The 24,465-nt window shown below is 71.6% G+C and carries 16 protein-coding genes; 8 read left to right on the top strand and 8 right to left on the bottom strand.

From position 1 onward, the window contains the following. The first annotated feature begins 116 nt into the window (after positions 1-116). From ggt to WMF31_RS39665, 3 genes are all read left to right on the top strand, one after another. The gene (gene ggt, locus WMF31_RS39675) at positions 117-1,934 is read left to right on the top strand and encodes a gamma-glutamyltransferase (RefSeq protein WP_436607077.1); all 1,818 of its coding nucleotides are present in this window, start codon (positions 117-119) and stop codon (positions 1,932-1,934) included. Positions 1,935-2,229: 295 nt separating this feature from the next. Continuing rightward, on the top strand, positions 2,230-2,535 hold the full coding sequence (locus tag WMF31_RS39670; RefSeq protein WP_129355412.1) for an ArsR/SmtB family transcription factor: 306 nt from the start codon (positions 2,230-2,232) through the stop codon (positions 2,533-2,535). A 628-nt stretch (positions 2,536-3,163) separates the two neighbouring features. Then, a complete protein-coding gene (locus WMF31_RS39665; RefSeq protein ID WP_436607591.1) occupies positions 3,164-8,140 on the top strand; it encodes an AAA family ATPase in 4,977 nt (1,658 codons plus the stop codon). Between the two features lie 42 nt (positions 8,141-8,182). Here WMF31_RS39665 and WMF31_RS39660 read toward each other — a convergent pair whose 3' ends face one another. From WMF31_RS39660 to WMF31_RS39650, 3 genes are all read right to left on the bottom strand, one after another. Continuing rightward, positions 8,183-9,172 carry a terpene synthase family protein gene (locus tag WMF31_RS39660; protein ID WP_436607076.1) on the bottom strand — a complete coding sequence of 330 codons (990 nt, stop codon included), beginning with the start codon at positions 9,170-9,172 and terminating at the stop codon, positions 8,183-8,185. Between the two features lie 117 nt (positions 9,173-9,289). Beyond that, entirely contained in the window at positions 9,290-10,483 is a 1,194-nt protein-coding gene (locus WMF31_RS39655; RefSeq protein WP_436607075.1) for a cytochrome P450, read from the bottom strand. A 1,632-nt stretch (positions 10,484-12,115) separates the two neighbouring features. Beyond that, positions 12,116-12,436, bottom strand: coding sequence for a hypothetical protein (locus WMF31_RS39650; RefSeq protein WP_436607074.1), 321 nt, complete (start codon positions 12,434-12,436; stop codon positions 12,116-12,118). Between the two features lie 459 nt (positions 12,437-12,895). On the opposite strand from WMF31_RS39650, the gene WMF31_RS39645 reads away from it, so the two are divergent. Then, positions 12,896-14,419: an ATP-binding cassette domain-containing protein gene (locus tag WMF31_RS39645; protein WP_436607073.1), complete on the top strand. Its 1,524-nt coding sequence runs from the start codon at positions 12,896-12,898 to the stop codon at positions 14,417-14,419. Between the two features lie 67 nt (positions 14,420-14,486). Here the strand turns inward: WMF31_RS39645 and WMF31_RS39640 are convergent, their stop codons facing one another. The 3 genes from WMF31_RS39640 to WMF31_RS39630 all read right to left on the bottom strand — a co-directional run bounded on the left by WMF31_RS39640 (position 14,487) and on the right by WMF31_RS39630 (position 17,551). Further along, positions 14,487-16,748, bottom strand: a complete 2,262-nt coding sequence (locus tag WMF31_RS39640) for a S46 family peptidase (protein ID WP_436607072.1) — start codon at positions 16,746-16,748, stop codon at positions 14,487-14,489. A gap of 139 nt (positions 16,749-16,887) precedes the next feature. Then, a complete protein-coding gene (locus WMF31_RS39635) occupies positions 16,888-17,049 on the bottom strand; it encodes a hypothetical protein (protein WP_436607071.1) in 162 nt (53 codons plus the stop codon). A gap of 196 nt (positions 17,050-17,245) precedes the next feature. Next, entirely contained in the window at positions 17,246-17,551 is a 306-nt protein-coding gene (locus tag WMF31_RS39630; RefSeq protein WP_436607070.1) for a hypothetical protein, read from the bottom strand. A 127-nt stretch (positions 17,552-17,678) separates the two neighbouring features. Between WMF31_RS39630 and WMF31_RS39625 the strand changes: the two genes are divergently transcribed. Together WMF31_RS39625 and WMF31_RS39620 are read left to right on the top strand one after the other, a co-directional pair. Then, entirely contained in the window at positions 17,679-18,257 is a 579-nt protein-coding gene (locus WMF31_RS39625; protein WP_436607069.1) for a thermonuclease family protein, read from the top strand. Next, positions 18,254-19,312: a potassium channel family protein gene (locus WMF31_RS39620; protein WP_436607068.1), complete on the top strand. Its 1,059-nt coding sequence runs from the start codon at positions 18,254-18,256 to the stop codon at positions 19,310-19,312. Before WMF31_RS39625 ends, WMF31_RS39620 begins: the two co-directional genes overlap by 4 nt. A 25-nt stretch (positions 19,313-19,337) precedes the next feature. Here WMF31_RS39620 and WMF31_RS39615 read toward each other — a convergent pair whose 3' ends face one another. Further along, complete coding sequence (locus WMF31_RS39615) at positions 19,338-21,326, bottom strand: ABC-F family ATP-binding cassette domain-containing protein (protein WP_436607067.1); 1,989 nt, start codon at positions 21,324-21,326, stop codon at positions 19,338-19,340. Positions 21,327-21,602: 276 nt separating this feature from the next. Here WMF31_RS39615 and WMF31_RS39610 point away from each other — a divergent pair, with 276 nt between their 5' ends. Together WMF31_RS39610 and WMF31_RS39605 are read left to right on the top strand one after the other, a co-directional pair. Next, complete coding sequence (locus tag WMF31_RS39610; RefSeq protein WP_436607066.1) at positions 21,603-22,013, top strand: hypothetical protein; 411 nt, start codon at positions 21,603-21,605, stop codon at positions 22,011-22,013. An 8-nt stretch (positions 22,014-22,021) separates the two neighbouring features. Beyond that, positions 22,022-23,665 carry a ferredoxin reductase family protein gene (locus tag WMF31_RS39605; protein ID WP_436607065.1) on the top strand — a complete coding sequence of 548 codons (1,644 nt, stop codon included), beginning with the start codon at positions 22,022-22,024 and terminating at the stop codon, positions 23,663-23,665. Here the strand turns inward: WMF31_RS39605 and WMF31_RS39600 are convergent. Further along, on the bottom strand, positions 23,563-24,462 hold the full coding sequence (locus tag WMF31_RS39600; protein WP_436607064.1) for a carbohydrate-binding family 9-like protein: 900 nt from the start codon (positions 24,460-24,462) through the stop codon (positions 23,563-23,565). The two genes, WMF31_RS39605 and WMF31_RS39600, sit on opposite strands and share 103 nt — an antisense overlap. Between the last annotated feature and the right edge of the window lie 3 nt (positions 24,463-24,465).

The following is a 24,465-nucleotide window of genomic DNA, read 5'->3' as shown; positions in this document are numbered from 1 at the left end:
TGGCGCGAGGTGGATCACGCGACCCGCGCGGATCCCAGGCGCGCCGTGACGGCGCGCGCGATCGGCCGCGGCTCGGCGCTACGAGCGGCGGCGGGCCTGGGCTATAAGCCGCGGCGATGAAGCTCCGCTCCTGGCATCGCCTGCTCGCCGTCGTCTTCCTGGCCGGCTGCGAGGCTGCCGTCCCGCCGCCGGCCCCGCCCCCGCCGCCCCCGCCGCCGAGCACCGCCTCGGCGCCCGCGCCCGCGCCGCCGCCCGCGCCCGTGGCGCCGGCGCCGCGGTTCCCGGCGGGGTGGCCCCACCCCGAGGGCGCGCCGCCGGTGCGCGGCCCCTCGATGGTGTCGAGCGACGCAGCGCTCGCCTCGAAGGTGGGCGCGGACGTCCTCGCCTCGGGCGGCAACGCCGTCGACGCGGCGATCGCGACGGCGTTCGCGCTCGCCGTGGTGCACCCGTCGGCCGGCAACCTCGGCGGCGGCGGGTTCATGGTCGCGCGCCTCGGCGACAAGGAGCACGCGCTCGACTTCCGCGAGACCGCGCCGGGCAAGGCCACGCGCGACATGTTCCGGGGCAAGGACGGCAAGCCCACGGACGGCTCGCGCGTCGGCCACCTCGCGGCCGGCGTGCCGGGCAGCGTGGCGGGGCTCTGGGAGGCGTACGACAAGCTCGGATCGAGGAAGAAGACGTGGGCCGAGCTCGTCGCGCCGTCCATCCGCCTCGCGAGGGAGGGCTTCACCGTCGACGAGAACTTCGCGAACACGGTCGCGCGCGTCGCGAAGAGGCTCGAGCGGTTCCCGGCCTCGGCCGCGCTGTTCCTGCCGGGCGGCGAGCCGCTGAAGGTCGGCGCGACGTGGAGGTCGCCCGATCTCGCGGCCACCCTCGAGCGCATCGCCGAGAAGGGCCCCGCGGGCTTCTACGAGGGGAAGACCGCCGAGCTCATCGTGGCGGAGATGCGGCGGGGCAAGGGCCTCATCACGGCCGCGGACCTCAAGGGCTACAAGGCGAAGTGGCGCGAGCCGGTCGTCTTCGAGTACCGCGGGCGCCGCGTCACCTCGATGCCGCTGCCCTCGTCGGGCGGCGTCGCCCTCGCGATGATCGCGCACACGCTCGAGGGGCTCGACGTCGCGAAGCTCGGCTGGCACTCGCCGTCGCACGTGCACGTGGTGGCCGAGACGATGCGGCGCGTGTTCCTCGCGCGCAACGAGATCCTCGGGGATCCCGACTTCGTGAAGAACCCGGTCGAGGAGCTGCTCTCGGTCGCCTGGGCGGAGAAGCAGCGCGCCTCGATCGATCCGGAGCGCGCGACGCCGACCACCGCGCTCGCCGGCTCCAGGAAGGACTCGGGCGGCCGCGGGCCGCACACGACGCACTTCTCGGTCGTCGACGCCCAGGGCAACGCGGTCGCGCTCACGACGACGCTCAACGGGTGGTACGGCGGGGGGGTGACCGTGACCGGCGCGGGCTTCCTGCTGAACAACGAGATGGACGACTTCGCCACGGTGCCGGGCACGGCGAACCAGTTCGGCCTGGTGCAGGGCGAGGCCAACGCCATCGCCCCCGGGAAGCGCATGCTCTCGTCGATGTCGCCCACCATCGTGACGGGCAAGGACGGGCGCGTGGAGCTCGTCCTCGGCGCCGCGGGCGGGCCGACGATCCTCACCGCCGTCTTCCAGATCCTGTCCAACGCGGTCGACTTCGGCTTCGACGTGACCACGGCCGTCAACGCGCCGCGCTTCCACCAGCAGGACTTCCCCGACAAGCTGTTCATCGAGAAGGGCGGCTTCCCCGACGAGCTCCAGAAGGCGCTCGGCGCGATGGGCCACAGCCTCGACGAGCGCGGGCACATCGCCGACGCGCCGGCGATCGGCCGCGAGGGCAGCGCGTTCGCGGGCGCGCGGGAACCCCGCCGGCCGGGCTCCGAGGCGGCGGCCGGGAAGTGACCTCGCCGCGGGGCGCTGCGGCGCCGGGTTGACCCGCAAGGGGCGCAAGGGAGAGAGGGGAAAGAGGGGAAAGAGGGCAGCTCGTCGCTTCTCCTCGTCCCCTGACGCCCTCGTCGCCCCCTGGCGTCTTGAATCCGCCGGCGTTCTCTCCCCCTGGCGACCTGGCGGTGATTCTGCCGAACGAGAGCGCCCCTCCGCAGGAGGAGGAACGGCAGGAGGACCCAGCGCCCCGGGCGCGGCGCCCGTCCCCCTGTGCGCGCTTGCAACGTTATTTTCGCATTGATACGAATGACGTATGTCGTCAACACTAGACCATCATGCTGGACAGCTCGCGGCGCTGGGCCACCCGGTGCGACTGAATGTGCTGCGCTTCGTGGTTCAGGCTGGCGAGGAGGGGGCATCCGCAGGTGCGATCCAGGAGCACGTCAGCCTTCCGGCCTCGACGCTGAGCCATCACCTGAAACGGCTCGTCGAGGCTGGCATCCTGAAGAGCAGGGGAGAGGGGACTTTCCACTACTACAGGGCCGACCACGATGCGCTCCGCGCCCTCACCTCGTACCTGTGGGAGGATTGCTGCAAGCGAGGCAATGGAAGCTGCTGATTTCTGATGACCGATTCGCTCCCTCGCGGGGCATCGCCGTGATCCTCCCGGGGTGAACGCGCGCGCGGGTGCGCGGCGGTGGTCGCCGGTGAGGGGATCTCTGCGCGACGCGACCTCGCGCCGGCGGGGCCGCGCGGGGGCGGCCTCGCTCTCTCCCCCTGGCCCCGCCGGCCGCATCCTCCCGGGGCGCCCGCCGTCCGACGCCGGCCGTCGTACCGTCGCTCGAGCGATTCCACCGCCGCGTCGCGTCCGGTTGTACAAGCTCGACCGTGAGCGCCGGCGGGTCGCCCCGCCCGGCACGACCTGAACCCCGGGGGGCAGGCCGCCGGCGCATTGCGGAGCTGCCATCGCCGCGTCGCTCGGCGGTCCGACGCCGCGTTGCGCTTGCCCCGGAGGACGCCCCTGCGCACGCGATTCGGGCGGCGGTTCGGCCTTGACACGCGGCGTACGTTTCGATTGCTTACAAATGTGCGATCCGCCGAGGCTGCCCGCCCGCATTCTTGCCCACACGCCCCGGGGCTCGCCGATGGTTTCGCTGAGAACCCAGCCCTCATGCGCACCGGCGAGAGCCGCGCATGAGGCGCTCGCCGTCGACGCGAGACGGAGAGAATCGCAGCAATCCTTGGGGGTGATCGACATGGTCGATCTGTTGAATCACGAGCTCATCGACACGTTGCATGACGGGACGCGCAGCAGTGTTTATCTCGGCCGGAGGAAAGGCACGGGGGAGCTGCGCGTCATCAAGGTCGCACGCAAGGGCAAGAACGGCACCCGCAACGTCGCCATCCTGAAGCGCCAGTACGAGATCACCCGGGAGCTCGACCTGGATGGGATCGTCAAGGTCCACGATCTCGAGGTGCGCCTCGACTACGCCGCCCTCAGCATGGAGTACTTCGCGGGCCGCTCGCTGCGCTCGCTGATCGACGAGAGCAACGGGCGCGGCGTCGACCTCGCGCGGGCGATCCGGATAGCGCTCCAGCTCGCGGACACGCTCGGGGCCGTCCACGAGCGGAACATCATCCACAAGGACATCCAGCCGAGCAACATCATCGTCGAGACCGGCACGAGCACGACGAAGCTCACCGATTTCTCCATCGCCTCCCTCCTGCCGGGGGAGCGCCCCGCGGTGTACGACCCGTGGACGGCCGGCGAGGGGGCGCTCCAGTACATCTCGCCCGAGCAGACGGGCCGCATGAACCGGGCGATCGACTTCCGGTCGGACTATTACTCCCTCGGGGTCACGCTCTACGAGCTCACGACGGGCTGCCTCCCCTTCGAGACGACCGATCCGATGGAGCTCGTGCACCACCACATCGCGAAGACGCCTGTCGCGCCGCGCCAGCTCAGGCCCGAGATCCCGGAGGCCCTCTCCAGGATCATCATGAAGCTGCTCTCGAAGACGGCGGAGGATCGGTACCAGAGCACCTTCGGCCTCAAGGCGGACCTCGAGGCCTGCCTCGACATCCTCGAGAACCGCGCGACGGGCGCGGATTTCGTCCCGGGGCGGAGGGACAAGCCGAACCGGCTCCAGGTGTCGCAGAAGCTCTACGGCCGGCAGGCGGAGGTCGAGGCGCTGATGGCGGCCTTCAGGAACATCGGCGGGTCCGGGCCGGAAGGCGGCCAGGGCTGCCCGTCGGAGCTCGTCCTCGTGGCCGGCTACTCCGGGATCGGCAAGTCGGCGATCGTGAACGAGATCCACAAGCCGATCGCGAGGGAGGGCGGGTACTTCGCGGCCGGCAAGTTCGACCAGCTCGCGCGCAACATCCCGTACGCGTCCCTCATCGCCGCGCTGCGGGAGCTCGTCCGGCAGATCCTCATGGAGAGCAAGGACGAGCTCGCCGACTGGAGGTCCAGGCTCCTCTCGGCCGTCTCCCCGAACGGCCAGGTCATCGCCGAGGTGATCCCGGAGATCGAGCTCATCCTCGGCAAGCAGCCGCCGGTCCCGGACCTGGGCCCCATCGAGACGCGCAACCGGTTCAACCTGACGTTCCGGAGCTTCATCGGCGCCATCGCGCAGAAGACGCGGGCGCTCGTGCTGTTCCTCGACGATCTCCAGTGGGCCGACTCGGGCTCGCTGAACCTCATCAGCGTGCTCCTGGAGGTTCCCGACATCCGCCACCTGATGCTGATCGGGACGTACCGGGACAACGAGGTGGACGACGCGCATCCGCTCATGATGATGCTGAGCGCGCTCCGCAAGGGCGGGGCGCGCGTCCGCACGATCACGCTGAAGCCGCTCGCCGCCGAGCACGTCAACCAGCTCGTGTCCGACACGCTCGGCTCGCCCCCGGACGAGTGTCGCCCGCTCTCGGACATCATCTCGACGAAGACCGACGGGAACCCGTTCTTCACGATCCAGTACCTGGAGAGCCTCCGCCGCGAGGGCCGGCTCTGCTTCAGCTCGGAGACGGGCACCTGGCGGTGGGACACGGCCGAGATTGAGCGGATGGGGGTCGCGGACAACGTCGTCGACCTGATGATCCGCCGGATCGAGGGCCTGCGGGCGCCGGCGCAGCGGGTGCTCCAGCTCGCGGCGTGCATCGGCAATCAGTTCGGGTTATCGCTCCTCGCGCTGGTCCATCAGAAGGGCCAGCGGGCCACCGACGAGGACCTCTGGGACGCGCTCGAGGCGGGGCTCATCGTGCCGCTGGACGGCGATTACAAGCTCGCGCGCTTCCTCGAGGAGGCCGACGGGGGCTCGGTCGCGTACAGGTTCTTGCACGACCGCGTGCAGCAGGCGGCCTACAGGATGCTCCCGGAGGGCGAGCGGAAGAGGATCCACCTGGAGCTCGGGCGGCTCTTGCTCCGGGAGACCCCGCCCGAGGCGGTGGAGGAGCGGATCTACGAGATCGTGACGCACATCAACCTGAGCGCCGATCTCCTCGTGGACCGGCGGGAGCGCCGCGAGGCGGCGGCGCTGAACCTGAGGGCCGCGCAGAAGGCGAGGCGCTCCACGGCCCACGGCCCCGGCGTGCAGTGCCTCCGCGCCGCCGCCGCCTTCCTGCCGGACGACGCGTGGCGGACGGACCACGCGCTGGCGCTCGCCGTCTATACCGACCTGGCCGAGCTCGAGTACCTGACGATCCACTTCGATCGCGCGGAGGCGTGCGCCCGGATCGTCGAGGAGCACGCCAGGGACGTGCTGGAGGCGATCCGGGTCCACGAGACGCGCATCCAGTTCTACATCTCGCAGAACCGCATGCAGGACGCGATCGATCTGGGCATGCGCGTGCTCGGCATGCTCGACGTGGAGCTGACCGAGGCGCCGCCCGCGAACGCCGACGCGGCACGGCTGGCCGAGCTCCCTGCCATGACGGACGAGCGGATACTGGCGGCGATCCGGATCATGACCACCATGAATCCGGCCATGTACCTCGCGAGGCCGGCGCTGCTGCCGACGAACGCGTTCACGATGGTGGACCTCTGCACGCGGCACGGCAACTCGCCCCTCGCCGCGTTCGCCTACGCGATCTACGGCGTGCTCCAGTGCGTCATGAACAACATCGATGAGGGGTTCCAGCTCGGCCGTCTGGCGCTCGATCTCACGCGCAGGTTCGGCGCCGTCGAGCTGGAGAGCAGGATCTCTGGCGTTGTTCACGTCCTCATCTATCACTGGAAACGGCACCTGCGGGAGACGCTCGATCCGCTGCTGCACGCCGTTCAGGTGGGCCTGGACACCGGAGACATCGAGTATGCCGTGAACACCTCGATGCAGTACGCCGTGCACTCGTTCTTCGTGGGGGAGGAGCTCTCGACGACCGAGCTCCGGATGAAGCACACGGTCGACCTCTCTTTGAAGCTCAACCAGCAGTTCCAGCTCTACAACATCAAGATCTGGAAGCAGCTCGTGCACGGCCTGCGACACACGTCGGCGGAGAAGCGTCGGCTGGTCGGCGACAGCTTCGACGAGACGACGATGACGGAGTGCCTGGGGCAGAGCCGAACATCCCTCTTTTCGCTGCACCTCGCGAAGGGGATGCTGCTCTATCACTTCGGTGACGCGGCAGGGGCCCACGACTGTCTCCACGCCGGTGAGCAGTACCAGGACGCCGCCGGCGGCATGATCACCGACCTCGAGCACAACTTCTACGGCTCCCTCGCGGCCCTCGCCGCCCTCGGTCAGCTCCCGGAGGACGAGCGCGCCGCCGCGCTCGAGCGGGTCCACGCGAACCAGCGGCGGCTCGGCGGGTGGGCGCGCTCTGCCCCGGAGAACTGCCGGCACAAGCACGATCTCGTGGACGCGGAGCTCTCGCGCGTGAGCGGCGCCGTGGTCGAGGCGATGGCACTCTACGACCGGGCCATCGAGGGGGCGCGAGCGCAGGGGTACATGCACGAGGAGGCGCTGGCGTGCGAGCTGGCCTCCTCGTTCTACCGGGGGATGGGCCGACGCGCGATCGCCCAGCACTACATGACCATGGCCTATCGCGGCTACGCGCTGTGGGGCGCCGAGGCGAAGTGCCAGCGCCTCGTCACCGCGTTCCCCGAGCTCATCCTCGAGGGGACACCCGACCAGGCGACGCCGATCTCCGGGCCGCCCAGCGCCGACGGCGCGGCCCTGGATCTGCTCAGCGTCATCAAGGCGTCGCAGGCGATGGCGAGCGAGATCGTCCTGGAGAGGCTCCTGGAGAGCCTGATGACGATCGTGCTCGAGAACGTCGGCGCGCAGTTCGGCGTGCTGGCCCTCGCGCGCGGCGACGCGCTCTTCGTCGAGGCCGAGGGCGCCATGCAACCGAAGCAGATCCGCGCGCTCCAGGGGACGCCCGTCGACACATCCGGGCAGGTGCCCCTGTCCGTGATGAGCTACGTCCAGCGCACGCGGAAGAGCGTGCTCCTCGACGACGCGGCGCAGGAGGCCACGTTCTCCGGAGATCCTTACATCCAGGAGCGGAAGACGAGGTCGCTGATGTGCTCGCCGATCGTGCGTCAGGGCCGGCTCGTCGGCGTGCTTTACCTCGAGAACAACCTGTCGGCCGGGGTGTTCACGCAGAGCCGGCTCGAGCTCCTGTCGCTGCTCTCCACGCAGATCGCCACCTCCATCGAGAACGCGAAGCTGTACGAGGGGCTGGAGCAGGAGGTCGCCGCGCGGACCGAGCAACTCCGGGTGTCCAACGAGCAGCTCCGCGAGGTGAACGACAGGCTGCAGATGGAGCTGGCCGAGCGCGTCCGCCTGCAGGAGGAGCGCGTCCGGATGCAGGAGGACATCATCCAGGCCCAGCGCGCGCGGCTCTTCGAGCTGTCGACGCCGTTCATCCCGATCACCGACGATGTGATGGTGATGCCCATCGTCGGCACCATCGACGATATGCGGGCCGAGCAGATGCTCGAGACCGCGATGCACGGCATCGCGTCGAGCTCCGCGAGGGTCGTGATCATCGACGTCACGGGGGTGAAGAGCGTGGACACGAGCGTGGCGGGCAGCCTCATGAGCCTGGCCAAGGCCGTGGGCCTCCTGGGGAGCAAGGCGATCCTCACCGGGCTCCGCCCCGCCGTGGCGCAGAGCCTGGTCGCGCTCGGCGTGGACCTCGGCGCGATAGAGACGCGGGCGAACCTCAAGGCGGGCATCGCCTACGCGATGAAGCGCACCGCGGCGAGGCTGCACTCCTGACGGGCGCGAGCCGCCGGCCGCTCACGGGAGGCTCGTCCGCGGTCACCCGGCGCGCGCGATCTCGCCGCCGGGCTCGGAGTACCGGAGCGCCGCCAGCGCCCAGCGCTGATGGCCGGCGATCATGGCGTCGATCGCGCCCAGGTACTGGCGGATCCCGCCGGTCGACCACGACGAGAGCACCTTCTCCTTGACGTCCTGGTACTCCGCGACCCGGTCGTCGTGCATGCGCCTGAGCTGCGCGACCGCCTCCTCCAGCGTGATCTTGTGCTTGTCCCGGAGCACGAGGATGAGGTTGTGCACCTCGCCGGACCGGAGCTCCTTCTCGAGCGAGAAGTAATCGTTCGTCCAGCAGAGGAGATCGTTGCAGATGTCGCGGACGCGCTGGAGCAGCGGATGCTGGACGATCTCGAGAGGCAGCGGCTGCTCGAGCAGCAGCTCGACCAGATCGCAGTAGGGGTAGACGGCTCCGCTGTAGCGTCGCATCATGATGTACTCGTCGAGGTGCGGTGTCCTCCGCCGCGCCCGGTTGTTCGCCTCCCAGAGGTTGGCCTCGTAGTAGTACTGAAAGTGCGAGAGCCAGCGGTTCAGGAAGAAGTGGGGACGGCCGCGCCGGAGCCGATCGCGGATGTCGAGCAACCCGCGCGTCAGGGGATCGTCCATGTCCGCCTCGATGTACCCGAAGAGCTCGCCCAGGTATCGCTCGTTCAGCTTCGCGACGGCTCGCGGGTCCGAGCTGAGCTCGCCCTCGTCGTAAATGTCATCCAGGAGAAACAGCACGGCTGTGAAATCAGACGCCAGCTGGAGGTTTTGCATGCTCGCCGAGGGGAACACCCATGCTGCGAGCTGAGCGACGCTCGCCGCCTTGATGCGCGAGAGCGCCCGGTCGTCGGTCAATAGCCGCAGCCGGCGAACCCAGTGCAGCGTGCGGCGCTCGACGACGTCCATCTTGGGATGACATGACGCGGAGAACGGGTAGTCGAAGCGGTCCGCTTCGTTCTTGCGCACGACGATGCTGGTACGATCCGATCGCATGATAAACTCCATCGCAAACCGCGGCCCTGCGGCTCGTGCCACGAGCGCGCAGCGCGACACATGGGCAAGCCACGTGCGGGGGTGACGTGCCGCGCGCGCGGCGGAGCGGCGGACGCGTCAGGCCGGGACCACCTCGACGGGGAGCGCCAAGGGGCAGCGGGTGTTGAGGGCCACGTTCCACTCGAGGCGCTCGGCGCGGAGCTCGATCCGGCGGCACCGGCGCGTGAGCTCCTCCAGCACCACGCGGGCTTGCGTCCGGGCCAGCGATGCGCCGAGGCAGAAGTGGGCGCCGTGGCCGAACGCGAGGCTCGCCTGAGCGCGGCGCTCCGGGTCGAAGCGGTCCGGGTCCTCGAACCGCGCCTCGTCGCGCAACGCCGAGCCGAGGAGCAGCACCACCATCGCGTGGGCGGGCAGGCGCACGCCGCCGAGCTCCGTCTCGGCGAGGGTCAGTCGCATCACGGCCTGCGCGGGCGGCTCGAAGCGCAGGGCCTCCTCGATGAAGCCCGGGATGAGCCCCGGCTCCGCTCGGAGGCGATCCATCCACACGGGGCGCCGGGCGAGGATCAACGCGAGGTGCGTCATCAACGTGATCGTCGTCTCCAGCCCCGCCACAAGGAGCAGGAACAGGAACGCGATCACATCGCTCTCCGTGAGCGCGCTGTCGTTCACCCGGAGGCGGAGCAGGTCGGTCACCAGATCGTCTTCCATCCGGCTGCGGCGCGTCGCCAGCAGGTCCTGCATGCACCGCTCCATCTCGTCGATGGTCCTGCGCACCTCACCGATCCGCGCGTGATCGTCCGGGGGGATGGTGCCGACGCTGACCAGGTCGGCCGTCCAGCGGTTGAAGTGCTCCTCGAGCGAGGGATCGAGGCCCGTCAGCCGGGCCATGACGCTGAACTGCGCGCGACAGGCGAAGTCGGGGATGAAGTCGACCACGCGTCGCCGCAGGAGGTCGTCGGTCAGCCGCGCGGCCGTGGCGCGCATGTGCGGCTCCAGCGAGCTCACCGTGGCGGCGGTGAAGCCGCGGTTGATGAGGTTGCGCAGGTTCCCGTGCCGCGGCGGGTCCGCGACGATCAGGGAGTCGGAGATGGGGTTCTTGCGCTGCAGACAGGGGTGCTCGGTGGCGATGCGCATCCCCGCGGAGGAGAACACCTGGGTGTTCTTGAGGGTCGCGACGATGTCGTCGTATCGAGTGACCACCCACATGTCGTTGGGATCGACCTGGCACACGGGTGAGGAGCGGCGCAGCTCCGCATAGAACGGGTACGGGTTCTCTCGGACGTCTTTTGCAAGCAAGTGAAGTCGGCTCATCGTTCTCTTCCTGTGGTGCACGGAGCACACGACCGCATCATGCGGCGAGCGCGAGGACCTTCGGCGCCGCACGCATCAGATGTTGATATCGCCGACGTCACGACATCGCCTCGGCTCCGCTCCGGGACAGCGTCTCCCGTTCGCAGCAAGAGCCCGATACGATGCCGTGGGCCGCGTCCCGGCGATGCTCCGGTTGATGGGTGACCACCCGGGCAAAGCTCGGATCGCCTGGGCGCGACGAGGCGCGGCGCGGCACGAGCCGCCGCCCGGGGTCTCGCGAGGCGCGGCTGCATCCCTCGCTCGCCGGCGCGCGCCCAGGCGCGCGAGCGCAGCGACTCACGTCATCCGGGCTGCTGCGAGCGCTCTTCCCGGTGAGTCATGCAACCAGAGCCAGGCGAGAGCGCTGCTGCGCTCTCTTCATGGCTGCTCGGGGCCGATGTTGCGTCGGTGTTCCTCCGTTCGGTGACACGATGGTATACGATGTGGACGAATGCGCAACGGTAATCTTTGCTCGTGAACTGTGTGCAACGACATTCGGCCCCTCGATACGCCGGCCGAGCCCACAATTGCGACGCCCGGATCGCAGCGCGTCACGCGATGTGACAAATGACACATTACACGACGTCCCGACGGCGACATCGCATGAGCCATCCATTGGAACATTGCAGTTCAGCAATGTAAAAGGCACCATTCGGCAGCTTCGCAATACGACCGGCGCCGGGGCGCAGCGACCGATCGATACGATACCGAAAAATCGTGTGCAGTAATGAAACCGACGCGGATCCCGGATTTCACAGTTGAACCCCGCGTCCCCTGCGTGGGCGCGTGGCCCCGCGGAGGGCACGGGACGCAGAAATGAACGACAACGCGGGCCAATCGCCGATTTCACGTGGGCTCTCCACGAAATAGAAGCACCAGCGCAATTCAACGTTGATGAGATTTTCATCCTGCGAACGACGACCTCGCGCTCGCAGGGCGGCTCGCCATGCAAGACGAGCGCCTCGCTCGGCCGGGCGCGACACGGTCGCGCGACATCGATTTTATTCGGATGCCATGTCGAAGTCGCCGTCGCCGGCCGCCGCGCTCCCGGCCACGGCTGCGGATAGAAAAATGAACGGCACGCAATGCCGAGCGGCGGCGGTCAGCGTCGAGTCGTGCGCCCGGCGCTGCTCGCAGGCGAGCACCCGCGTGGCGGGTCCCGCGTGGCGGGTCCCTGGACGGGGCGCCCCCACCTGGCGGGCCCCTGGACGGGGCGCGGCGCAGCGGGCGCTGCGCGGACCGGAGCGGGCGCCGCGGCGAAGCCCTCCCTCGGGTGGTGGCCGGCTTTGGAGTGCTCACCTCCGGGGCCTGCGTTCCGGCGGGCCTCTTTTATGGCCCGCCTGCACTCCAGCCCCTCCGGTGAGCACCCCAAAGCCGGCCACCACCCTCCCTCGCTCCGAGCGCGACGCTGTCATCGCGACGCGACATGACCAGCCACCTCCCGCTGGCGCGCCGGGTCGCGCCCTCGACGACTCGAGGCGCGCCGTTCAGCGCACGAGGGTGCGGGCGGGGATGTCGGGGGCCGAGCGGGCGCGTCGAGCCGTCCCGCGCCCTCCGGGAGCTCGCGCCGGGCAGATCAGGCGCCTTGCGCCGTCAACGGACGAGGGCGCCGTCGCGGCGCTTCGCGGCGCGCATCTGCGCGACCGTCCTCGTTCCCCCCTTCGCGCCGGGGCTGTCCGCCGCCGCCTCGGGCGAGCCCGCCTCCGCGTCCCGCCCCTCGTCCGGCTCCTCCGTCGTCTCGCCCGCGCCGGCCTCGGTCGCGCCGTGGGACGGCAGCAGCGCCCTGGCGCTCGACACGACGACGACGCTCACCAGCGCGAGGACGCTCGCGGAGCCAGCGGCGAACACCGCCATGTGCAGCAACGTGCGGCGGAGGAGGCTACCTTCATTCAACTTTCCGATGAGCCGCAGCATGTTGCTCCCACGTTCTGGCCGGCGCCGGCTTCACGGCGCCCGTCCGCTGGCGTTCGGAGGTCCCACGGTGTCCCGTCGTCCCCGTCCCGTGGACCTTGCGAGCCTCGTGCCAGCCGGCGATCGGCGAGAAAACCGCGCGGATCGCGCGGGCGGAGGCGCCCCCGTGTCAAAATGGTCGCGGTGGGCGCGGGAAGGCCGCCGCGCCTTGCCAGAATGACAACCCGGTTCGCGGCGGCGGCGCGCCCGGCCGCGGGCACGGCGACCCGTTGCGCGGCCCAGCGCGATCTGGTACCCATCGCGACTGGCAACCTGAGGAGAGCACTCCCTTGAAGATCAGCTCCTGAATCGGTCTCCGTCGCAGGTCGCGAGCGCGCCCGGGCTCTTTCCTGGCCTGGCCGCCCGACTCGACCTGCTCGTCCCGTGACCGGGCCGCCGGGCCCTCAGGATTCAGGAGCTCGTATGCTGTCGTTGCGCGCGCAGCGCCTCTCCTTCTCTTATTCCGACGCGTCCACGATCCTCGCGGACGTCGATCTGTGCCTCGTGCCCGGGTGGTACGGGATCGTCGGGCCGAACGGCGCCGGCAAGACCACGCTCCTCCGGCTCTTCGCCGGCGATCTCGCGCCCGAGGCGGGGAGCCTGCGCCTGGATCCGCGGGGCGCCGCCGTCGCGGTCTGCCCGCAGGCCGTGGAGCGCGCCGGCGCGGCGATCCACGCGCTGGCCCAGGCCGAGGACGGCGCCGCGCGCCGGCTCCGCGGCGCGCTGCTCCTGGATCCGGCCGAGCTCGGGCGCTGGGACACGCTGTCGCCCGGCGAGCGCAAGCGATGGCAGATCGGCGCGGCCCTGGCCGGGGCGCCGGACGTGCTCCTGCTCGACGAGCCGACGAACCACATCGACGCGGACGCGCGGGCGCTGCTCGTCGGCGCGCTCGGCAGGTTCCCGGGGATCGGCGTGTGCGTCTCGCACGACCGCGAGCTGCTCGACGCGCTGACCGTCGGCACGATCCGGGTCGATCGCGGCGAGGCGCGGCTCTACCCGGGCGGGTACAGCGCGGCCAGGGAGCTCTGGGAGGCCGAGGCGCGGGGGCGCGAGGAGGCCCACCAGCGCCTGCGCGCCGAGGAGCGGCAGCTCCGGAGGCGGCTCGGCGAGGAGCGGCGCGCGCAGGCCGCGGCGGACGCGGATCGCAGCAAGGGCAAGCGGATCAAGGGCCCGCGCGACCACGACGCCCGCAGCATGGCCGCGGACTTCCGCGTGTCCACGGCCGAGGCGCGGCTGTCGCGCAACGTGGGGGTGACGCGGCGCAAGCTCGAGAAGGTGTCGGCCGAGGCGGGGACGTTCGAGCTCGAGAAGGCGGTGGGCCGGAGCGTGTTCGTCGGTTACGAGCGGTCGCCCGCGCCGTGGCTGCTCGTGCTCGACGCGCCCGAGATCCGCGCGGGCGGCGGCGACGGGCGGGTCCTCTTGCGGGACGTGCGGCTCGGGCTCTGGCGCGAGGACCGCGTCCGGATCGCGGGCCCGAACGGCGGCGGCAAGACGACGCTGGTGAAGGCGCTGCTCTCGAGCGCGCGGGTGCCGGCGGACAAGGTGCTGGTCGTGCCGCAGGAGCTCGGCGAGGCCGAGGAGCAGGCGCTCCTCGCCACGGCGCGGCGCCTGCGCCCGGAGGAGCGGGGGCGGGTGATGTCGCTGGTCGCGGCGCTCGGGGTGGAGCCGGGCCGCCTGCTCGCGTCGGCGAGGCCGTCGCCGGGCGAGGCGCGAAAGCTGATGATCGCGATGGGCCTCGGGCGGCACGTGTGGGCGCTCGTGCTGGACGAGCCGACCAACCACCTGGATCTGCCCTCGATCGAGCGGCTGGAGCGCGCCCTCGCCGACTACCCGGGCGCGCTGCTCCTGGTCACCCACGACCAGGCGTTCGGCAGGAGCTGCACGTCCATCCTCTGGACGGTGGCCGGTGGAGAGGTGCGGGTGTCGTCGGACAGCGCCGGCGCGTGACCCGACGCGCCGGTGCGTGACCCGACGCGCCGGCGCCCTCGCTCGCGATCGCGCGTCCGCGCCGCGCTCAGTCGATGGCCGGCGTGGCGCCCATCTCCTCGAGCACCGCGTCCGCGCCCGCCACCGCGTCCATCACCCACTGCATGTAGCGGAGATCGACGTGGATCGTCCGCGTGATCGCGGGCATGAAGAGCCAGTCGGACGCCATCGCCTCGTAGTTGCCGTCGAAGGCGAGGCCGACGAGCTCGCCGCGCGCGTTCAGCGTGGCCGAGCCGGAGTTGCCGCCGGTGATGTCGAGATCGCTGAGGAAGCAGACCGGCACCTCGCCGAGGCCCTCGTCCACGTACGGCCCGAACCGCTCCTCGCGCGCCGCCTCGAGCAGGGCCTCCGGCGTGTTGAAGGGCGGCTCGCCGGTGCTCTTCGCCACGACCCCGCTGACCCCGGTGAACGGCCGGTAGACCGGCTTGTCGGGCGCGGGGCGGTACCCCCGCACCGTGCCGTACGTGATGCGGAGCGTGCTGTTCGCGTCGGGCGCCAGCATGCCGCCCCGGTACACGCGGAGCGCCTCGATGTAGCGGGGCCGCACGAGGCTCATCGCCCCGAGATACGCCTTGTCCCGGTCCTCGATGGCCTCCTCGACGGGCGCGATCGCGAGCGCCAGGCGGATCATCGGGTCCGCGCTCGCCCTGAGCTCGTCGAGCGTCGCCGTCTTGAGCAGCCTGACCCGGACCGTCGCGTCCCCGAGCGTCGTCTTGTCGTAGAGCGCGTCGATCGCCGCCCCGAGGGCGGCCTCGGTCGGCGCCTCCGCGCCCGCGAGCACCCCGAGCAGCGCCGGCCTGTCCGCCTCCGGGAGCCGCAGCGCGCGCTTCACGGCCAGCTTGAAGGCGCCCTGGTCGATCCTGCGATCGTAGGACTTCTGCAGCGAGAGCTGCGCCTGCTCGTGCCGCTCCCAGGTGCGCTCCTGGTAGTCGGCGTCGCGCTCGGCGTCGGGCTTGGGCCGCTCCTCGGCCATGCGCACGAGCGTCACCGCGGCGTCGAGGAGCCTGACGGACGAGAGCGTCTCCGCCACGGCGGCGTCGTGCTCGCGCGTGCGCTGGTGCGCGGCGTGCGCCGCGGCGATCTGCTCGATCGCGCCGCCGTAGGCCGCCTTGCGCCCCGGATCGGCGTCGATCCACGCCTTGAGCTCGGCCTCGAGCTTGACCTTCTCCGCGGCCAGGCCGCCCTCGACGAGCCCGTCGAGGAGCCCGCGCGTCTTGAGCAGCGTGTTGCTGTAGCCCTGGATGGTGGGCTGCGCCTTGATCCGCACCTCCGGATCCAGCTTGCTGAGCTCCTCCAGGAGCGCGATGGACTCCTCCAGGAACTTCACCCGGTGCGGGTACTGCCACGACACCGCGGTCTCCACCTCGGCCGCGGTCCGGAGCCGGTTCGTGACGCCGGGGTAGCCGGCGACCATCACCAGATCGCCCTCGCCGAGCGGCGTCGAGGCGAGCTTCAGGTGGTGCGGCGGGCGATAAGGCACGTTGTCCGGGGCGTGGCTCGCCGGGAGGTTGTCCTTGCCGACATACGCCCTGAAGAAGGCGAAATCACCCGAGTGCCGGGGCCACCGCCAGTTGTCGATATCCCCGCCGAAGTTCCCGATGCCCTCGTGGGGGATATAGACGATGCGCACGTCCTCGATCTCGAGCTGCTCGATCAGGGAGTACTTGCCGCCGCCGAAATACTCGGCGACCGAGCAGCGGACCTCCGGGCGCCCCTCCTCGCACGCGGAGACGAGCTGCTTCTTGCGCCGCGCGATCTCCTCGTAGCGCTCGAGATCCCCCGCGATCGCCTCGATGCCGCCCCGGACGTCGCCCGTGACGTCGCGGAACGCCCTGGTCACGAAGACGCGCGCGGTGGGGCCGGCCCATTTCTCCTCGGCGCGGGATCTCGCGAGGTAGCCGTTCGTCAGGAGATCCTGCTCCGGGGTCGAGTTGTACTGCAGCGCCCGCGTGGAGCAGTGATGGTTCGTCGCGATGAGGCCGTCGGGCGAGACGAACGACGCCGAGCAGCCGCCCAGGCTCACCACCGCGCCGAGCGGGAACGCCGTGGGATCGGTGAGCGACGCCGGGTCGATCTCGAGGCCCAGCGCCCTGAGCTGGTCCTGGTGCTGCGCCATCTGCTCGGGCATCCACATCCCGCCCGGGTTCTCGAAGGGCGCCGCCTGCCCCGGTCCGACGTCCGGCGGCCTGGACTCACCCGCTCTCGGCCGCTCCGAGCCGCAGCCCGGCGCAAACGTGGAGAGGACAACGAGCGTGAATAACGTGGTGCCACGCAGAGGAGTACCCGACATGCGCTGGTGTTATCATCGCTGGTGGATAAAGCAACCACACGACAACTCGCGATCTGCGCGATCGACGCGCCCTGGGCTGCAAACGGCGCCGCGTCGGAGGAGCGGCTCACACGCCGGCGATACGCTCGATCCCGAAGAGCTATTTTTCCATGATGCGGTCGAGATCGACCAACTCGGGAATCATGCCGCTCGCGCGCTCTCCGAGACGAAATAGCGAGTCCAGCGCGGGATACCCGAGATTCGGGAGATCGGTGGTGCTCACCTGGGTTTGGCCGTTGAGCTGCCGGAAACACGTGTCCACGACCGCGGGGCTCAGGCACGCGCGCGGCAGGCGCGCATGGCCCCGGCGAGGTGCGTCACGAGCGCCGGACGAGCGCTGGGTCCGCGGCGCCCAGGTCCCGCCCTGGCCCAGGTTCCTCCCTGGTTGCTTGCGCAGGAGGTCTTGCCGAGCGGACGGACCGGCTGAGCCGCTGGAGCGCGCTCGCCCGCGGCGCGGCTCACTCGACCTGGTGAGCCCGGAACGAGGCGACCGCGTGGCTGGTCTCGAGGCAGCGGTGGATCCACGGGGCGTCGCGCTCACGCACGGCGATGAGCCGGACATCGCCGGAGCCTTCGAGCGGATCGAGGCCCTGGAAGCCGACCTGCTCGGCCTCCTTCAGCGTCATCACCTGGGCCCCGGTCTCGCGCAGCACCTCGGCGCTGAGCAGGTCGGCGCTGCCTGTTCCCCTGGCGAGGTACACCTCGAACACGGTCATCATGGCGCCATGGTCGCCGCGCGGCGCCGCATTCACAAGGGTCGTCATGCGCTCAGCGCTCCACGACGACGCGCGCGATGCGCGCCGCCCACCGGGCGGGCCGGCGCGAGCGGCCCCGCGCGCCGGGGGCGGCGGTCCGTTCCCACGCGACCATGACCGTTGATAGAGTCGCGCCATGGCTCGTGGCACCTGGCTTTTCTGGGCGCTCATCGCAGCGCTCCTCGGCGCATCGGCGTTCTTCGCGCAGGGCGCCGAGCGCCAGCGCAACGCCGCGCTGGCGGGGCAGGCCACGATCAGGAGCGGCGACGTCGTGAGGCTCGTCTCGGTGATCGACGGCGACACCGTGATCGTCGCTCGAGAGGGCGGCGAGCAGGTGGCCGTCCGGGTGATCGGCATCAAGGCGTTCTCCTCCGCCCGCGACAAGGATCCGGCGGCGCCTTACGGCCGGGCCGCCATCGACCAGATCCGCCGGATGCTCGACCAGCGCGCGGTCCGCGTCCTCGCCCACGATCCACCCAGGGACAGGCACGGGCGCACCCTGGCCACGCTGTTCGTCGAGGGGCACGACGTCGGGCTGGAGCTCATCCGCGGGGGCCACGTGCTCGCCTACACCGCCTTTCCATTCCCGGCGCTGCCGATGTACCTGCAAGCCCAGGAGCAGGCCCGCGGCGACCGGGCCGGGCTGTGGAGCGATCCCGAGGTGGTCGCCCGCGCCGAAGCGCTCCTGACCGACTGGAGGAGCCCCTCGCCGTGATCCACGTCCTGCTCCGGCTCCTGTCGCGCCGGCTGCTCCGACAGCCGCCCCCCTCCTTCCGCGTCGTCGCCCTGCTCCTCGCCATCCTCGCGTACGGCGCCACCGGCTTTCTCTACTTCGAGCTGCCGCGGAACCCACAGCTCACCTGGACCGACGGGCTCTGGTGGTCTTTCGTCACCATGACCACCGTGGGATACGGCGATCTCTATCCCACCACGCCCGGCGGCAGGTTCGTCATCGCCGTCCCCCTCATGTTCTTCGGGATAGGGCTGCTCGGATACGTCCTCTCGCTCTCCGCCAGCGCCCTCGTCGCGGCCAAGAGCAAGGAGCTCCATGGCATGGTGAAGCTGAAGCTCAAGGATCATCTCGTCATCTTCAACTATCCGCACCTCGCCAAGGTCCTCCGCCTGCTCGACGAGCTCGAGCACGAGAGCAAGTTCGGCGGCGCGATCGACGTGGCGCTCATCGACGAGGACCTGGCCGAGCTGCCGCCCGAGCTCGCCGACCGCCGCGTCCGCTTCGTGCGCGGCAACCCGACGCGGGACGAGACGCTCGACCGGGCGTGCATCGACGGCGCCCGGTACGCGATCGTGCTCAGCAAGAAGGCGAGCGATCCGAGCACGGACGCGCTCAACGTGGCGATCGCCCTGGCCATCGAGGCCCGCGCTCGCTCGGTGAAGACCGTGGTCGAGTGCGTCGACTTCGGTACGCAGGAGCTCCTGCGCAAGGCGGGGTGCGACAGCGTCGTGTGCACGTCCCGGTTCGACGCGCACTTCCTGAGCCACGAGCTGCTCAACCCGGGCATGCAGGACGTGTTCGACGAGCTCACGACGGGCCTCCACGGACAGCAGATCTTCATGACCGCGATCGAGCTGCCTGCGGCCGTACCGTTCGCGCTCGTCGCCCGGGTGTGCCAGGAGCGGGGCCACCTGGCGCTCGGCGTCCGGCGCGGCGCCACGCGGAGCCTGAACGTCGGGGGCGACTTCGAGGTGCGCCCGGGGGATCAGGTCATCAGCATCGGCGCGCGCAGGATGGCACCGCTCCGCGAGCCCTGAGCGCGGCCAGCCGGCGGTCGCGCGGTCACTTGCCGGCCGCCTCGCGCTTCGTCTCGAGCTCTTCCCACCGGCTGACCAGGCGCGCCGCCTCCTGCTTCGCGCGCTCGAGCTCCGAGAGCAGGCCCGCGACCTCGGCGCCGCGGCTCGCGTAGAGCCCGGGATCCGCGAGCTGCGCCTCGAGCTCGCGGACCTTCTGCTCGGCCTCGTCGATCCGCCCGACGATGCCTTCGAGCTCCGCGCGCTCGGCGAACGTGAGCTTCGGCCTGTCGGCCGGCCGCGCCGCGGGCTTCGCCGCCGCCGGGGCGGGCCGGGGCTCCGCGGCCTGCGCCTTCTCGGCCCGCACGCCGGCCTCGGCCGCGCGCGCGTGGGCCCGCTGCTCGCGGTAGGCGTCGTAGTTGCCCGCGTAGCGCACCACCCGGCCGTCGCCCTCGAAGGCCAGGATCGAGGTCGCCACCCGGTTCAGGAACCAGCGGTCGTGGGTCACCACGAGCGCCGAGCCGTCGAGCTCGACGAGCATCTCCTCGAGGGCGGCCAGGGTCATCACGTCGAGGTCGTTCGTGGGTTCGTCGAGGATGATCACGTTGGCGCTCTGGGTGAGCATCTTGGCCAGGGCGACCCGCGCCCGCTCCCCGCCGGAGAGCGAGCCCACCGGCTGCCGCGCCTTGTGCGGATCGAAGAGGAACCGCTCCAGGTAGCTGCGGACGTCCATCGAGCGGCCGCCGACCTCGACCCGCGTGTGCGAGCCCGCGATGTTCTCGAAGATCGAGGCGTCGAGGTCGAGCCCGCTCCTGTGCTGGTCGAAGTAGGCGACGCTCGTGTTCTTCCCGAGCACGACGTCGCCCTCCATCCGCGGGCCCCCGCCGGCCGCGCCGCCCGCTTCGGCCGCGCCGTCGCCGCTGGCGCCGACCTGGCCGAGGATCGCCCGGAGCAGCGTGGTCTTGCCCGTGCCGTTGCGGCCGACGATGCCGACGCGCTCGCCCTTGGTCAGCGAGAAATCGAGGCCGCGGACGAGCCACTTCCCGTCGACCGAGAGGCCGAGCTCCTTCAGCTCGAGGATGGTCTTGCCGGTGCGCACCGCCTCGACCGAGAGCTGCGCGGCCCGCTCGGCCCTGGGCGGCGGGGCCGCCTTGGCCGACTCGGCGCGCTGGATGCGCGCCTTCTGCTTGCCGGTCCGCGCCTTCGGCTGCCGCCGCAGCCACTCGAGCTCGGTGCGCAGGAAGTTCTGCCGGTTCGACTCGGTGCGCGCCTCGAGCGCGAGGCGCTCGGCCTTCTGCTCCAGGTACTCCTCGTAGCCGCCGTCGTAGCTGTAGACCTTGCCCTTGTCGATCTCGAGCGTGCGCTCGACGACCCGGTCGAGCAGGTAGCGATCGTGGGTGATGAGGAGCAGCGCGCCGGGGTGCTCCTCGACGAGGTAGCGCTCGAGCCACTCCACGGTCTCGACGTCGAGGTGGTTGCTGGGCTCGTCGAGCACGGCGAGCGCCGGCCGCGACACGAGCAGGCGCGCGAGCGCGACGCGCCGGCGATCGCCGCCGCTGAGCACGCTCATGGGCGCGTCGGGCCGGGTCACGCCGACGTGGCCGATGATGGCGTCGACCCGGTGCATCATGTCCCAGCCGCCGAGCCGCTCGACGTCGGCCGCGGCCGCGGCCTGCTCGGCGAGCAGCGCGTCGGCGTCCCCGGTGCCGGCCGCGAGCGCCCGGCTCGCCTCGTCGTGCCGCGCCCTGGCGGCGTGCCAGGCGGAGAGCCCGGCGAGCACCACGTCGCGCGCGGTGTCGGACGGCTCGAAGACCGGATCCTGCGAGAGCACGCCGATCTCGGCGCCGCGGCGGCGCGCGATGGTGCCGCTGTCGGGCGGCTCGAGCCCGGCGAGGATGCGGGCGAGCGTGCTCTTCCCGGAGCCGTTGACGCCGACCAGGCCGACCCGCTCGCCCGTGCGGATGCTCAGCGAGACGTCGTCGAGGAGGGTCTGGGGGCCGAAGGATTTGTGGAGATCGTGGGCGGTGAGGACGGGCACAGGGCGCGGAGCTTAGCGCAGCCCGTGAGCCGTGGCCGGCTTTGCGCTGGCGGGGGCGCCGAGGGCGGCGCGCTCGGCGCTCGCAGAGGAGCCGATCGGGCGCTGTGCCGGGCTCGCGGACGAGGGACGCATGCTCGGATGCCGCCCGCTGCGGCGAGCGCTGAACCCTGCCCTGGCCCTGCGAGCCGCCCGCTCACCGCGGGTCGCCCGCTGTGTGGCCCGCAAGGTGCATGGCGGAGCGTGATCCCGCGTCCACGACGCGCCCCGGAGGTTCCCGTGACGAGCACCCGCCTGATCCCGACGACGCCGACCGTCACCCCGGCGCCCGCAGCAGCGCCGCTGGCCACGCGCCGCGCCCTGTCCGTCATCCCTCGGACATCGCGCCGGTTCGCGTGCGCGGCGGCCTGCTTGAGCCTCACGGCGTGCAGCGAGCCGTCTTCGGCCCCGGCGCAGCCGGGGCGGTTCACCGATCCGATCGCGCCGCTGGCCGCCGAGCGGTGCGACGGCTGCCACGCCGCCAGCGCGCCGGGCGGCGCCATGTCGGACTACCGCAACGCGAGGCCGTTCATCACGCCGGGCAAGCCCGACGAGAGCCTCTATTACACCCTGCCGAAGGGCCATCCGGCCGCGTGGGGCGATGCGGCCGGGCTGGTGCGCGCATGGATCGCGGCCGGGGCGCAGGAGTAGCGTCGATCATGGAGTGGGGCCCGCCGCGGGGGGCGCGCGTCGCGCCGCTGCTCTGGATCGTCGCCGGGCTGGCGCTCCCCGCGGGCCTCCTGTCGCTGCTGCTGGTCGGCGCCGCCCCGGCAGGGCGAGGCCTCGCGGTGGAGATCGCGGCAGGGCTCGGCTACGTCGCGCTGGGGCTCCTCGCGCTGCAGCTCGCGCTCGGCGCGCGGGCGCGCTGGATCGTCGACGCGGTCGGCCTGGACACGGTGCTGCTCTTCCACCGGCAGGTCGGGCTGTGGACCGCGGCCTTCGCAGCGGCGCACGTCGTGCTGCTCGCCTTCGCCGAGCCGTGGTACGTCGCGCACCTCCTCGACCTCCGCGCGGACGCGCCGCGCGCGCTGGCGCTGGCCCTCGCGCTGATGGGCCTGCTGCTGCTCGTGCTGGTCCCGCGCCAGCTCACCCGGCTGCGCATCCCCTACGAGGCGTGGCGCGTCGGGCACGGGCTCCTGGCGGTGACCGTCGTGGGCGTCGCGCTCTGGCACGCGCTCGCGCTGGGCCGCTCGAGCGCCACGCCGGAGGAGCAAGCCGCCATGACGGCGCTCGTCGCTGCGCCGCTGGCCGTGCTGCTCGGGTCGCACCTGCTGCGCCCCCTCTCGGCGCTCCGGCGCCCGTGGCGCGTCGCCGAGGTGCGCCTCGAGCGGGATCGCGTGTGGACCCTCGTCCTCGAGGCCGTCGGGCATGACGGCCTCCGGTTCCATCCTGGTCAGGCGGTCTGGCTCACGCTCGGCCGCTCGCCCCTCTCGCCGAGGCAACACCCCTTCACCGTCGCCTCGAGCGCCGCCGCGCCGCGCCGCGTGGAGCTGACGATCAAGGAGCTCGGCGACTTCACGCGCTCCATCGGGCGGACGCCCGTGGGGACGCGGGCGTACCTCGCCGGGCCGTACGGCACGTCCGCGCTCGATCTCCGGGCTCCGCGCCCGCTCGTCTGCGTGGCCGGCGGGCTCGGCGTGACGCCGATGATGAGCATGCTCCGCACGCTCCGCGACCGCGACGATCGCCGCCCGGCGCTCCTCGTGTACGCCGCCGGCGCGCTCGACAAGATCGTGTTCGGGCCGGAGCTCGACGAGCTCGCCCGCGCCCTCGATCTCCGCGTGGTGTACGTGCTCGAGAGCCCGCCCCCCGGTTGGACGGGGGAGCGCGGGCTCATCGGGGGCGAGCTGCTCGACCGCCACCTCACCGCGAGGTACGAGGGCGCGGAGGTCTTCGTCTGCGGCCCCGAGCCGATGATGAACCTCGTGGAGCGGGCCCTCCGCGATCGCGGCGTGCCCGGCGCCCGCGTCCACGCGGAGCACTTCACGCTCGTCGGCTCGAGGCCGCCCGGGCGGCGATCGCTCCGGGAGCAGCGCATCCGCGCCCTCGCCGCGGGCGCCGCGGCGCTCCTGCTCGCGGCCGTGCTGCTCGTCGGCGCCGTCCGCGCCGCGCCCGCGAGCTCCACCGGGCCCGGCGGGGCGAGCGCGCTCCACGCGCCGCCGGCCGCGAGGCTCTCTGGCCTCGCGCCCCCGGGCGGAGCTCAGGGAGCGAACCGGACCCGCCCGAAGCGCCGCGCCCGGTGGAAGTTCCCCTCGCCCAGGATGGGCGACCACGCCGTGCCGCCGTTGTTCTCCATGGCGTAGAAGTTCATCCGCCACGCGTCGCCGGGCGCCGGCGGCGCAGCCTTCGCCCTGGCGAACGAGCCCCACGGGATCTTCGCCTCGACGACATATCCGCGGTCCTCATCCGAATCGTCGTCGATCGTCCCCCGGAGCGCCACCGCGCTCGTGAGCCCCGCGCTCCATTCCTGGTGACCGAAAGGCCCGTTCGGGCCGCCCCTCGGAGCGTTGTAGTCGTCGAACCGCGAGTCGAAGACGAGGTTCTGTGGGCTTATCTGGATCTCGTAATAGTCCTTGTTGTCCCCGTCGCCGTCCGGGTCGATCATCACCTCGACGGTATCCCGCTCCCAGAGGTGCGGATCCCTCGCGTCCTTGGGGAACCCGCCGGTGATCGTCCTGTCGCTGACGTCGAAGCCGACATAGAGAAAGCCGTCATCCCAGAGCAGCCACGCCTCGCCCTGCGTCGGTTGCGACCGGTCCTCGCGGCCCGTGCGGACGTTGACGAACGGGCCGGTCCGCGCCGCCGCCTGCCACGCCGGCTCGTCGAGGCGGCCGTCGAGGGTGACGGTCACCCCGGGCGCGAGCCTCTTCACCGAGAGCTCCTTCACGGCGGCCGGCGGCGTGCCCGGCCCGGCGGCCTCCGCTCCCCTGCTGCCGGACACCGGGGCCCGGCCGGCGGCCCCGGCGGGCGCGGCCCGGTCATCGTCACCACCGCCCCGCCCACCGCCCCGGGAGCACGCGGCTGCGGCGATCGCGGCGGCCGCCGCGAGGGCCCCCGCGCGCGCGTCGAACGAGCGCCGCCATCCGCCGGGACGGCGCACGCG

The organism is Sorangium sp. So ce1036 (assembly GCF_051369805.1).
In the GTDB taxonomy this organism is placed as follows: domain Bacteria; phylum Myxococcota_A; class Polyangia; order Polyangiales; family Polyangiaceae; genus Sorangium; species Sorangium cellulosum_F.
Note: the sequence above shows the minus strand (reverse complement) of the source record. Positions and strands in the feature narration are given on the sequence as shown.